This window comes from Streptomyces sp. FXJ1.172, assembly GCF_001636945.3.
Classification (GTDB): domain Bacteria; phylum Actinomycetota; class Actinomycetes; order Streptomycetales; family Streptomycetaceae; genus Streptomyces.
The window spans coordinates 4,919,038-4,931,711 of sequence record NZ_CP119133.2 but is presented as its reverse complement, the minus strand read 5'-3'; the positions used below and the strand labels follow the sequence as shown (position 1 = coordinate 4,931,711).

At 69.2% G+C, this 12,674-nt stretch carries 10 protein-coding genes; 5 read left to right on the top strand and 5 right to left on the bottom strand.

What is annotated here, in order from left to right; all coding sequences use genetic code 11:
- Positions 1–10 precede the first annotated feature (10 nt).
- The gene (locus tag A6P39_RS21945; RefSeq protein ID WP_067056683.1) at positions 11–1,519 is read right to left on the bottom strand and encodes a cytochrome ubiquinol oxidase subunit I; all 1,509 of its coding nucleotides are present in this window, start codon (positions 1,517–1,519) and stop codon (positions 11–13) included.
- Between the two features lie 208 nt (positions 1,520–1,727).
- Between A6P39_RS21945 and A6P39_RS21940 the strand changes: the two genes are divergently transcribed.
- A complete protein-coding gene (locus A6P39_RS21940; protein ID WP_067056686.1) occupies positions 1,728–2,144 on the top strand; it encodes a cyclophilin-like fold protein in 417 nt (138 codons plus the stop codon).
- A gap of 56 nt (positions 2,145–2,200) precedes the next feature.
- Here A6P39_RS21940 and hisC read toward each other — a convergent pair whose 3' ends face one another.
- On the bottom strand, positions 2,201–3,280 hold the full coding sequence (hisC, locus tag A6P39_RS21935) for a histidinol-phosphate transaminase (protein WP_067056689.1): 1,080 nt from the start codon (positions 3,278–3,280) through the stop codon (positions 2,201–2,203).
- Positions 3,281–3,783: 503 nt separating this feature from the next.
- Between hisC and A6P39_RS21930 the strand changes: the two genes are divergently transcribed.
- The 3 genes from A6P39_RS21930 to A6P39_RS21920 all read left to right on the top strand — a co-directional run bounded on the left by A6P39_RS21930 (position 3,784) and on the right by A6P39_RS21920 (position 7,341).
- Positions 3,784–4,896 carry a LacI family DNA-binding transcriptional regulator gene (locus A6P39_RS21930; protein WP_079133853.1) on the top strand — a complete coding sequence of 371 codons (1,113 nt, stop codon included), beginning with the start codon at positions 3,784–3,786 and terminating at the stop codon, positions 4,894–4,896.
- 305 nt (positions 4,897–5,201) lie between these two features.
- Positions 5,202–6,290, top strand: coding sequence for a metallophosphoesterase (locus tag A6P39_RS21925; RefSeq protein WP_067056695.1), 1,089 nt, complete (start codon positions 5,202–5,204; stop codon positions 6,288–6,290).
- Between the two features lie 181 nt (positions 6,291–6,471).
- A complete protein-coding gene (locus A6P39_RS21920; protein WP_067056698.1) occupies positions 6,472–7,341 on the top strand; it encodes a hypothetical protein in 870 nt (289 codons plus the stop codon).
- A 308-nt stretch (positions 7,342–7,649) separates the two neighbouring features.
- Here the strand turns inward: A6P39_RS21920 and A6P39_RS21915 are convergent, their stop codons facing one another.
- From A6P39_RS21915 to thiC, 3 genes are all read right to left on the bottom strand, one after another.
- Entirely contained in the window at positions 7,650–8,336 is a 687-nt protein-coding gene (locus A6P39_RS21915; RefSeq protein ID WP_067056700.1) for a DUF4241 domain-containing protein, read from the bottom strand.
- 84 nt (positions 8,337–8,420) lie between these two features.
- The gene (locus A6P39_RS21910) at positions 8,421–8,915 is read right to left on the bottom strand and encodes a hypothetical protein (RefSeq protein WP_067056702.1); all 495 of its coding nucleotides are present in this window, start codon (positions 8,913–8,915) and stop codon (positions 8,421–8,423) included.
- A 167-nt stretch (positions 8,916–9,082) separates the two neighbouring features.
- Positions 9,083–10,885, bottom strand: a complete 1,803-nt coding sequence (gene thiC / locus A6P39_RS21905; RefSeq protein ID WP_067056705.1) for a phosphomethylpyrimidine synthase ThiC — start codon at positions 10,883–10,885, stop codon at positions 9,083–9,085.
- Positions 10,886–11,127: 242 nt separating this feature from the next.
- On the opposite strand from thiC, the gene A6P39_RS21900 reads away from it, so the two are divergent.
- Positions 11,128–12,660 carry a YibE/F family protein gene (locus A6P39_RS21900; protein WP_199841056.1) on the top strand — a complete coding sequence of 511 codons (1,533 nt, stop codon included), beginning with the start codon at positions 11,128–11,130 and terminating at the stop codon, positions 12,658–12,660.
- Positions 12,661–12,674: the final 14 nt, after the last annotated feature.

Below are 12,674 nucleotides of genomic sequence, written 5' to 3'. Positions count from 1 at the left end.
TTCCCCCGGCCTAGTAAGAGAAGGCCATCGGCTTGTCGGCGTCACGGGTGTCGCCGCCGATCTTCGTGGGCGGGTGGAGGTCGGCCTCGGTCAGCTCGGGCGGGCCGGCCTTGATGTACTTCGCGAGCAGCTTGACCTCGACCACGGCGAGGATCGCGTACAGCGACGTGAAGACGATCATCGAGGTGAGGACCTCGGCCTGGGAGACCCCGGGGGAGACCGCGTCGCGGGTCTGGAGGACGCCGTAGACGACCCACGGCTGACGGCCCGTCTCGGTGAAGATCCACCCCCAGGAATTGGCGATCAGCGGGAAGGCAAGGGTCCAGGTCGCGATGCGCCAGTACCAGGGGGTGAGCTTCGGGCTGAGCGCCTTGTTCTTGAACAGCACCAGATGCGGCACCTCGTCCTCGCCGACCCGCAGGTGCGCCGGCAGCATGAACTTCTTGCGGGTCAGCCACAGTCCGGCCAGACCGATCGCGAAGGAACTCATACCGAAGCCGATCATCCAGCGGAAGCCCCAGAAGGCCACCGGGATGTTGGGCCGGTAGTCGCCCGGGCCGAACTTCTTCTGCTCGGCCTTGTTGACGTCGTTGATGCCGGGGACGTACGAGGTGAAGTTGTCGTTCGCCAGGAAGGACAGCAGCCCCGGGACCTCTATCGCGACGGTGTTGTGTCCCTTCTCCACATCGCCGTAGGCGAAGATCGAGAAGGGAGCCGGCCTCTGGCCGTCCCACAGCGCCTCGGCCGACGCCATCTTCATCGGCTGCTGCTTGTACATCACCTTGCCGAGGGTGTCGCCGCTGATCGCGGTGAGCAGACCGGCGATGACCACGGTGATCAGGCCAAGCCGCAGCGAGGTCTTCATCTCACGGATGTGCTTCTTGCGGGCCAGGTGGTAGGCGGCGATACCGACCATGAAGGCGCCACCTGTCAGGAAGGCCGCCGACAGAGTGTGGAAGGCCTGGCTGACCGCGGTGTTCTGGGTGAGCACGGCCCAGAAGTCGGTCAGTTCGGCGCGGTGCCTGGCCTTGTCGATCTTGTAACCGACCGGGTGCTGCATCCAGGAGTTGGCGGCGAGGATGAAGTACGCCGACAGGATCGTGCCGATCGAGACCATCCAGATGCAGGCCAGGTGGATCTTCTTGGGCAGTTTGTCCCAGCCGAAGATCCACAGGCCTATGAAGGTGGACTCGAAGAAGAACGCGATCAACGCCTCGAAGGCGAGCGGGGCACCGAAGATGTCACCGACGAAGCGCGAGTAGTCGGACCAGTTCATGCCGAACTGGAACTCCTGCACGATGCCGGTGACCACACCCATGGCGATGTTGATCAGGAAGAGCTTCCCCCAGAACTTGGTCGCCCTGAGGTACTTCTCCTTCTCCGTGCGCACCCAGGCGGTCTGCAGCCCAGCCGTGAGCGCGGCCAGGGAGATCGTCAGCGGGACGAACAGGAAGTGGTAGACGGTGGTGATGCCGAACTGCCAGCGCGCCAGTGTCTCCGGCGCCAAAGCCAATTCCACGTCGTCAGCTCCTTACCTCGGCGTGGCAAGCGACAGTTTGTCCCGTTTGTCGCGTACATCATGGGAGCAACCGGGCACGCTTGTGAACGCGTTCACATTCACAAGCCATTATGACGCACTGATTGTCAGCCCGGTGAGGCGGGGTGGGCCTAGCGTCAGGAAGTCAAGACCTTGGCGGCGACTTCAACATCTTGTTGAATTGCGTTTCATGCAGATACGGATTTCCTGGCCCGCGGGCAACATCACCGCGACCCTCGACGACACACCGACCACACAGGCCCTCGCCAAGGCGCTGCCGCTCATCTCCAGCGCCCGCACCTGGGGCGAGGAGGTCTATTTCGACACAGGTGTCTCTGTTTCACGTGAAACGGACGCCCGGCAGGTCGTGGAGCCGGGCACCGTGGCCTTCTGGACGGACGGCGACGCGCTCGCCCTCCCCTACGGCCCCACACCGATCTCGCGAGGCTGGGGGCTCCCCCGAACGGAGTTCGGGGGAGAGTGCCGCCTCGCGAGTCCGTGCAACATCCTGGGGCGCCTCGACTCGGACGCCCGGGCCCTGGCGACCGTACGGGACGGCGACCCCGTCCGCGTGGAACGCGTGGAACCGGCCGACGACCAGGACTGACCCCTCTTACCAGGGGACTGCTCGCACCAGGGCTGCAGAACCCCCTTCACCAGGGGCTACAGCTCCTTGTGGAACGCTTCCGCCACCTTCAGGAAGATGTCGTTCGCCTCGGTCTCGCCGACCGTCACCCGCACACCCTCGCCCGGGAACGGCCGGACCACCACCCCGTGCTGCTCACAGGCCTGAGCGAACGCGACCGTCTGCTCCCCCAGCCGCAGCCAGACGAAGTTGGCCTGCGTCTCCGGCACGGTCCAGCCCTGGGCGCGCAGCGCGTCGACCACGCGCGTGCGCTCGCAGACCAGCGAGCCGACCCGGCCCAGCAGCTCGTCCTCGGCCCGCAGCGAGGCGATCGCCGCATCCTGCGCGAGCTGGGTGACGCCGAAGGGCACCGCCGTCTTGCGCAGCGCCGCCGCGACCGGCTCATGGGCGATCGCGAAACCGACGCGCAACCCGGCGAGCCCGTAGGCCTTCGAGAACGTACGCAGGACGCAGACATTGGGCCGGTTCCGGTACAGCTCGACGCCGTCGGGCACCTCGGGGTCGCGGATGAACTCCCGGTAGGCCTCGTCCAGCACCACCAGTACATCACCGGGCACCCGGTCGAGGAACCGCTCCAGCTCGGCCCGCCGTACCACCGTGCCGGTGGGGTTGTTGGGGTTGCAGACGAAGATCAGCCGCGTCCGGTCGGTGATCGCGGCCGCCATCGCGTCCAGGTCGTGCACATCGCCGGGCGTGAGCGGCACCTGCACCGACCGGGCCCCGCTGATCTGCGTGATGATCGGGTACGCCTCGAAGGACCGCCAGGCATAGATCACCTCGTCGCCGGGTCCGCTGGTGGCCTGGATGAGCTGCTGAGCGACACCGACGGAGCCGGTGCCGGTGGCCAGGTGGGCGTGCGGGACACCGAAGCGCTCGGCCAGCTCGTCCATCAGCCCGGTGCAGGCCATGTCCGGGTAACGGTTGAAGGCACCGGCGGCCGCCGTCACGCTCTCCATCACCCCGGGCAGCGGCGGGTACGGGTTCTCGTTGGAGGACAGTTTGTAGGCAACCGGCCCGCCCGCCGCGGCGGGCTTGCCCGGCTTGTAGGTGGGGATACCCTCCAGCTCGGCGCGCAGCTTCGGGCTCGTCTCGCTCACCGCAGTCCTCCTCGCGACCACCGGCGGACCGTCGACGCCGCCGGCTTCCAATACTCCTCACCTTATGAGGATTCGGCCCCGGTGCGTACAGGTGCGGGACGGCGGGAGGAGAACCTCGAGAACCTCGCCGATCCCGCCGCCATCAGGACCATCACCGTACGAAGCCCCACCGGCATTGTGGGCATCACCACACGGTGGCCCGCCGCATCAAGGGCATCCCCGCACGAAGGCGTACGTTTCAGGGGGCGCGCCGTACATATATCTACGCGCCGGTGGCTTGCGCCGTGGCGCGCATCCCTCGTGCAGGTGAGTTGAGACCTCTTCGAAACATCGGGCACTTGGCAGGCCCATCCCCGTCGCTACGCCACGTCCTGCCACTGGATCGTTCAACTGTCTTTCTTTCTAAGGCAGTTGACCCTGCATGACCATGCAGAAACGTGCCTGTCAACGCGTGCATATGCGTCCGCACTACCCCACCGCATGAGCCCTACTATCGGCTCGCCATGACAGCAGCAGGGAAGCACCAGGTGAGCCGCGCGGAAACCTCACGTCGAGGCAGTCGGCCGGGCCGGGCGGGCATCAGAGACGTGGCCGCCGCCGCCGGGGTCTCCATCACGACCGTCTCCGACGCCCTCAACGGCAAGGGCCGGCTCCCGGATGCCACCCGGCGCCATGTCCGCGAGGTCGCCGACCGGCTGGGATACCGCCCCTCGGCCGCCGCCCGCACCCTCCGTACCGGCAAGTCGGGTCTGATCGGCCTGACCGTGACGACGTACGGGGATGAACCTTTCACCTTCACGGAGTTCGCGTACTTCGCGGAGATGGCACGGGCCGCCACCTCGGCCGCGCTCGCCCGTGGCTACGCCCTTGTCATCCTGCCCGCGACCTCCCGCCACGACGTGTGGTCCAACGTCGCCCTGGACGGCACGGTCGTCATCGACCCCTCCGACCAGGACCCGGTGGTCAGCGAGCTGGTCCGGCAAGGGCTGCCGGTCGTCTCCGACGGCCGCCCGGCCGGCGCGCTGCCCGTCACCGCCTGGGTCGACAACGACCACGAGGCCGCCGTCCTCGGCATCCTCGACCACCTCGCCGACGCCGGCGCCCGCCGCATCGGCCTGCTCACCGGCACCACGACGGACACGTACACCCACCTGTCGACCACCGCCTACCTCCGCTGGTGCGAGCGGGTCGGCCAGGACCCCGTCTACGAGGCCTACCCGGCGCACGACCCGTGCGCGGGCGCCGTCGCCGCCGACCGGCTGCTCGCCCGCCCCGACCGGCCCGACGCGGTCTACGGCCTGTTCGACCCCAACGGCACCGACCTGCTCGCCGCCGCCCGCCGCTACGGACTGCGCGTCCCCGACGACCTGCTGCTGGTGTGCTGCAGCGAGTCCACGGTGTACGCCAGCACCGAGCCGCCCATCACCACGCTCTCGCTGAAGCCCCGCCGTATCGGCACCGCGGTGATCCAGCTGCTGATCGACGCCATCGAGGGCCTCGAGGCGGACCTTCCGGTCGAGCAGGTGATACCGACCGAGCTGATCGTGCGCACCTCCTCCCAGCGGCGCTCCCCGCGCACGACGGTGAGCCCGCCGCGGTCACCGGACGAGGCATAGCCCCGCAGGAGGAAGCCGCAAACGGAGAAGAGAGCGGGGTGCTCACCCCGTGCTCCCGGGGGCCGATGGCGGGGGCCCGGCGGGACGGCGACCGGTCGGCTGGGGGTCCGGCCGGTCCGAAGCAGGCCGAACACCTGCACAAACGGGGCGAAAGCCGCGGTGAACTGGAGTCCTGTTCCGATTCACCACCCCTGGGTCATCACACGGCGCGACGCGCATTCCTATGATGGGCCCACGACACCGCGGACCGCTGCGACCAGGCAGTCCGAAGCGGTGCAGCTGCGGCGCGATGGTGGAGGGGTCTGATGACTCAGGGGGCCGGTCAGGGACCCGAGGCGGAGCGGACGGCGACGCTGCGCGATTTCCGGGTACCGGCGTACGTCCACGAGACCGGTCCGTACGTCGACAGCGCCCACCCGGGCGACACCGTGCCGCCCGTCGACGAGGCGTATCCCGAGGGCTACACGCCCACCCAGCGCGACCTCCCGGTCATCAGCCGCACCGACCGGACCGAGACGGTCCAGGTACAGGTCCAACCGGTGCCCGCGACGCCGCTGCCGCAGCCCACGACCGGCCCCGGGCCGCTGTTCGTCGTCGGAGACGTCCACGGGTACCTCGACGAACTGGTGACCGCCCTGCAGGAGCAGGGACTGATCGACGCCTCGGGCCAGTGGTGCGCGGGCACCGCCCGGCTGTGGTTCCTCGGCGACTTCACCGACCGCGGGCCCGACGGCATCGGCGTCATCGACCTGGTGATGCGGCTGTCCGCCGAGGCCGCCGCGGCCGGCGGGTACTGCAAGGCCCTCATGGGCAACCACGAACTGCTGCTGCTCGGCGCCAAGCGGTTCGGCGACACTCCCGTCAACTCCGGCGCGGGCACCGCCACCTTCCAGGCGGCCTGGCTGCTCAACGGCGGTCAGAAGACCGACATGGACCGCCTCCAGGACCACCACCTGCAGTGGATGGCCCGCCTCGACGCCGTCGAGCAGGTCGACGGCTATCTGCTCGTGCACTCGGACACCACCGCCTATCTCGACTACGGCGACTCCATCGAGGCAGTCAATGACACCGTCCGCGAAACCCTCACCCGCAACGACGCGGACGAGTGCTGGGATCTGTTCCGCAAGTTCACCAAGCGCTTCTCCTTCCGTGACGAGGGTGGTGCAGACGCCGTCCGTTCGCTTCTCGATACGTACGGCGGCACCCGCATCGTTCACGGCCACAGCCCCATTCCCTATCTCCTCGGCGAGGTCGGCTCCGAGGACGACGAGGAGGGCAGCGGCCCGGTCGTGGAGGGACCGCATGTGTATGCCGACGGGCTCGCCATTGCCATGGACGGTGGGGTGACCATGGCCGGAAAGCTGCTGGTCCGGCAACTTCCCCTGGATAACTGAACGTTCCCCGGGAAGACGTCCCCCCGGAGACGTACGCGCAGGCCGGAACGCAATTTCCGCAACCCCCTGTCACCGCGCGCCGTCACGGCTCTACCATCGGCTTATCCGTAGCAGGCTCCCCTCCGTTTCTGCCCGACGGCTCGCCGGCGTGCGAGCCCCAAGCCCTACGGAGCATCGGGGGATGCACATGAACAGCGTTCCGCAGCACCTGCTGAGCGAGGACCGCCAGGAATTCGAGCGGCTCCTCGATGAGGCGCTGCGCTCCGCACCACACCGACCGGAACTGGCCGCTGTCGGACAGCGGCTCAACTCCGAACAACTGCGCACCATGGCGCTCAACGCCACCGCCCTGATCACGGAGGCCGCGACGGCCGAATACCAGCACTATGTGACGGTCCGCGAGGAGCTGCGCCACCCGGCGATGACCCCTGCGGCCGGCGGTGGCGCCGGCTCCGCGGACCCGGAACAGAATCCGGAGGTGGCCGGGCTCACCGCCGCCCTCGGCGAGGCACCGGAGAACACCGGCGCGGGCGCCATCGCGGTCGTCGCCGTGCTGGCGCCCGTCCTCTCCGGCACCGCTGCGGTGATCTTCCTGCTCATCGGCTACATCCTGAAGACGCTGAACCCCGGACAGACCTTCGCCCAGACCATGCTCACCGCCGGCTGGGTGTTCGGCGCCATGACAGCGGCCGCGATCCTCGTCGCCGCCGTCGGACTGCTCCTCACCGCCCTGCGCAACAGCGGCTCGGGACAGGCCCAGGCGCTGGACGCGGCGCACCAGGAGCTGGACAGGGCCAGAGAGGCCTGGCGGGACGCCCTGCTGGAGCGCGGCATCCTGCCGTTTCTGCGGGAGGCACTCGCCGAGCCCGGATCCGCCCCGACGCGGCTCCCCACGACCCCGACCGCCCCGACCGGCCGTATGCCCCGCCTGGGCTACGGCCGCCCCGGCTTCAGCAGCCCCGACGACGGCACCGGGTCCGGCCGCCCGAGCTTCACCAGCCCGGACTACACGAGCCCGGACTTCGGCGGCCCGGATCACCGGCCCGAGTGACCCCACGGCAACGGTCGCCCGAGTGACCCCATGCCGGCCCGGACACGGCTCGCGCCCCGGGCGGCACGGACCCGACCGGGCGGCCACCGGCCTCGTATCACCACCCCGGTCGGCCGCGGTCTCACCGTGTACCGCCGCACCGGCGCCCTCAACAGGCTGCCCGGCGCGGCCGTTCACGGCGGCCGGACCGGCCGGCGCGCTGCCGGTCAGTACCAGCGGCTGAACGCGGCGACGCCCCCGGCAGTGACTCCGCGGTCCGGTCGGGTACGGCACCGACCACCCACACACCCGTCGGACTCATCGCCGGCTCACAGGATCCTCAAGCCGGGGAGATACATGCACACGGCCGCGACGGAGACCAGCTTTCCGGAGGCAGAACGGCCCAGCCAGACGTCCCAGGTCCCGTCTCCACCGGTGGCGAAGTGAATGAGATCACTGCCGGTGGCACTGTCGGAGGTGCGTACGTAGTTGCCGTCGGCGATCCTCTCTGCGACGTCTTCCTCCCCCTCCGTGCTGTAACGCCGGTACTTGTCCGCGAGTACGCCCCAGGCGGCGGAGTCGGCGAAGCTGCCCAGGGCGGCATCGGTGGTGAAGCCGTAGTACTCCTGGTCCCGCAGCAGCCTGGGGTCCTCGCCCTCGGCGAGCGCCAGCTCCCAGGTGACCGCCGGCTCGACGTCGATCAGGAGCCGAACAGCAGCACAATCCTCCGTCGGGAAGACCTCGCCGTCGTACTCCAACTCGTAGCTGAGGACGGCCTCCTGCAGCGGATACCCGCCCGGCGGAATCCGCTCCAGCAGCTCGCGTCGACTGCCGTCGTCCGTCGTCACAGGACAGTCGACGGCGAGTCTGCCGCTGGGCACCCGCAGCACGCCGATCTCACGCACAGAGCCGACCGTCATCTCCGGCTCGTCGTCCGTCGCCACGCGCGTGCCGGGCCGGAACAACTCGCTCAGATGCGGCGGCGCGGCCGGACGCGGCGGCAGCCAGGGGGACACGGCCGCGGGGACGGCTCCCGCCTCGGTGGCCTCCGGGTCGCTCCCGTGCCGGCCGCGCAGCGACAGCTCGGAAAGGAGCGGGCTTCAGACGCCTCGTACGCCGAACTCCGCCAGGTCCCGCCAGCGGTGCGCCTCAGGGACGTCCGCGCGCCTGTGCCGCGACGGACCCAGGGCGCCCTGCGGCTCGAGCGCCGTGGTGCCCCTGCCGTCGGGCTCGAGGTACGTCTTCGTGCGCCAGACGTCCTTCGCGAACTCGGTCTGCTCCGGCGAGCCGTAACGCCACTCTGCCCGGTGGCGCAGGAACAGGCGCCCCGGTTCGATCAGCCGCCAGTCCAGCTCCTGCGTACGGCGGCCCTGCTCGTCGTACGCCCACACGCCCACGTAGTGCTCGGCCCAGGCCACCAGGTGCACCTCGACCGGTACGGCCCGTCCCGGCAGCCGGTGCACCATCACATACGGCTCTTCCGCCAGGTCCCGTGTCTCGGCCTCGGCACGCGAGAGCGGTTCCCGCGCGTCGCACGAGGACAGGTCCCACCCCTTCGCGTACGACACCAGCGCGGTGCGTCCGTCGTCCACCATCTCCGTCCCCCTCCACGCCTGACAGATTGCTGCGCCGGGGCGAACCGTAACGGCCCCCTCTGACAACGGGCCGGGGCTTTGGGCGACAGGCGTCGGAACACCTGTGAGCGGGGCCCCGGGCAGTGCTCATGCCTCCCCACGTGCGAGCACCGCCCAGGGGTGAGGCGTCAGTCCGCGATCGGCAGGTACACCCGGTTCCCCGCCTCGGCGAACTCCTTCGACTTCTGGAGCATCCCCTCGGCGACCTCCTCGGGTGACGCCCCCTCAGCCGCCGCACCACCGAACCGCTCTGTGATGCTTTGGCTGATCTTCATGCTGCAGAACTTCGGCCCGCACATGGAGCAGAAGTGGGCCGTCTTGGCGGGCTCGGCGGGCAGCGTCTCGTCATGGAACTCCCGTGCCGTGTCCGGGTCCAGGGCGAGGTTGAACTGGTCCTCCCAGCGGAACTCGAAACGGGCGTCGGACAGCGCGTCGTCCCACTCCTGCGCGCCCGGGTGTCCCTTGGCGAGATCGGCCGCGTGGGCGGCGATCTTGTAGGTGATGACGCCGGTCTTGACGTCGTCCCGGTTGGGCAGGCCCAGATGCTCCTTGGGCGTGACGTAGCAGAGCATCGCCGTGCCCCACCAGGCGATCATCGCGGCGCCGATGCCGGAGGTGATGTGGTCGTACGCCGGCGCGATGTCCGTGGTCAGCGGGCCGAGCGTATAGAACGGAGCTTCATCGCAGATCTCCTGCTGAAGGTCGATGTTCTCCTTGATCTTGTGCATCGGGACGTGTCCCGGGCCCTCGATCATGGTCTGTACGTTGAAACGCTTGGCGATCTGGTTGAGTTCCCCAAGGGTTCGCAATTCCGCGAACTGTGCCTCGTCGTTGGCGTCCGCGATCGAACCGGGCCGCAGGCCGTCGCCCAGCGAGTACGTGACGTCGTAGGCGGCGAGGATCTCGCACAGCTCCTCGAAGTTCTCATACAGGAACGACTCCTTGTGGTGCGCCAGGCACCACGCGGCCATGATCGAGCCGCCGCGCGAGACGATGCCGGTCTTGCGGTTGGCGGTGAGCGGCACGTACGGCAGCCGGACGCCCGCGTGGACGGTCATGTAGTCCACGCCCTGCTCGGCCTGCTCGATGACCGTGTCCTTGTAGATCTCCCAGGTCAGCTCCTCGGCCCTGCCGTCGACCTTCTCCAGGGCCTGGTAGAGCGGCACCGTGCCGATGGGGACGGGGGAGTTGCGCAGCACCCACTCGCGGGTCGTGTGGATGTTGCGGCCGGTGGACAGGTCCATGACCGTGTCGGCGCCCCAACGGGTCGCCCAGGTCATCTTCTCCACCTCCTCCTCGATGGAGGAGGTCACCGCGGAGTTGCCGATGTTGGCGTTGACCTTCACCAGGAACCGCTTGCCGATGATCATCGGCTCGATCTCCGGGTGGTTGACGTTGGCCGGCAGCACCGCGCGACCTGCCGCGATCTCCTCGCGGACCACCTCGGGGGAGACGTTCTCCCGGATAGCCACGTACTCCATCTCCGGCGTGATCTCACCCCGGCGCGCATACGCGAGCTGCGTGACCGCCTGGCCGCCGCGGCCCCGGCGCGGCTGGCGCGGCCGCCCGGGGAAGACCGCGTCCAGATTGCGCAGACCACCACGGGGAGAGGTGTGCTTGATCCCGTCGTCCTCGGGACGAACGGGTCGGCCCGCGTACTCCTCGGTGTCGCCGCGGGCGATGATCCAGTTCTCCCGCAGCGGCGGCAGGCCCCTGCGGACATCGGTGTCGACGAGTGGATCGGTGTACGGGCCCGATGTGTCGTACAGCGTGACCGACTGCCCGTTGGTGAGGTGCACCTGGCGGACCGGCACCTGCAGGTCGGGGCGCGAACCCTCGACATACGCCTTGTGCCAGCCGATGGACTTCCCGGCCTCCTGGGACTTCTCGTCCTGGACGGAGACAGGCGTGCGTACGTCCTTGTTGGTCATGTGACCTACTCCCTACGCCGGCATTACCCGGTAACAGGTTCGGCGGTCGACGCAGCGGTTTCCGTCTGCCGGTGCCTCCTGTGAAACATTCTTCGTTCCACGTGAAACATCGCGTCTACGGAGGTCAGCGCCCTCTCAGCCCGGTGCTCCGAGCTCCCGCGTGTGCAAAGGTGCCTCCACGCTAGCGTCATATGTGGCGCAGTGAACAGTGGGCCCCCGGCTGTTCTTGCAATGATCTGGCGGTGACCAGGATGGAGCAGTACCCGTACCAGCCGCCCGAGCCGGGCCACCGGGACGGCTCGGAACGGGGCTACGGCTACGGCCGCACCGGCGCCGTGCCGAGGCCCGGGCATGCCCCTGAGCGGGGCACCGACGGGGACGGCGACCACCCTCACGGCAGCGAGCCCGGACACTCGCACGGCCACGAACACGCACACGGGCGCGGAGACACGCACGGCCATGGGAGCGGCCACTCACACGGCCACAGCCACAGCCACGGGCCCGCCGCCCCCGTCTCCAAGCACCTGCGCAAGGTCATCGCCGCGATCCTGGTCCCGTTCACGGCGGCGGTCGTGGTCGGTCTGGTGGTGCTGTGGCCCGGGGGAGCCCCGCCCCACAAGCGCACCGGTGTCGGCTTCGACCGGCAGACGCAGCAGGCCACGGTCACCCAGGTCCTCGAGGTGAGCTGCAAGTCGGTGAACGCCTCCGGCGAGACCCCCACCGGCGACACCTCCACCGCCGAGGGCACCTCGGCACAGCAGCAGGCGGACGGGGCGTGCAAGAAGGCGACCGTCCGGGTCGACACCGGCAAGGACAAGGGCCGTACGTTCACCGAGATCGTGCAGCCGGACCAGCCTCGGCAGCTGCACCAGGGCGAGAAGGTCGTGGCCGCCTACGAGCCCTCGGCGCCCAAGGACCTGCAGTACTCGGTGACCGATGTGAACCGGCAGTTCCCCATGTCGCTGCTCGCCGGGATCTTCGCGCTCGCCGTCGTGGTCGTGGGCCGACTGCGCGGGGTCATGGCGCTCGTCGCACTGGCCGTGAGCTTCCTGGTGCTGACCCTGTTCATCCTGCCCGCCGTCCTGCAGGGCTCGAACCCGCTGCTCGTGGCGGTGGTCGGGGCGAGCGCCATCATGCTGATCGCCCTGTACATGTGCCACGGTCTGTCGGCCCGCACCTCGGTGGCGGTGCTCGGCACGCTGGTCTCGCTGTCGCTGATCGGCGTGCTCGGTTCACTCTTCATCGGCTGGGCCGCCCTGACCGGCAACACGGATGACAACACCGGCCTGATCCACGGCCTGTATCCGTCGATCGACATGAGCGGTCTGCTGCTCGCCGGCGTCATCATCGGCTCGCTCGGCGTCCTGGACGACGTGACCGTGACGCAGACTTCGGCCGTCTGGGAACTGCACGAGGCCAGCCCCTCGATGGGCTGGCGCGAGCTGTACCGGGCGGGCATTCGTATCGGCCGCGACCACATCGCATCCGTGGTCAACACCCTCGTCCTCGCCTATGCCGGCGCGGCGCTGCCGTTGCTGCTGCTGTTCTCCATCGCGCAGAGCAGCGTCGGGACGGTGGCCAACAGCGAACTGGTGGCCGAGGAGATCGTGCGCACACTGGTGGGCTCGATCGGTCTGGTCGCCTCGGTCCCGGTCACCACCGCGCTCGCCGCGCTGGTGGTCTCGGCCGACCGGTCCGCACCGGACACCCCGCCCCGCGCCGGCGCCCAGACCGTCCCGGGACGCGGCGGCCGGGGCCGACGCCGGAAGCGGTAGTCCGACGCCGCCTG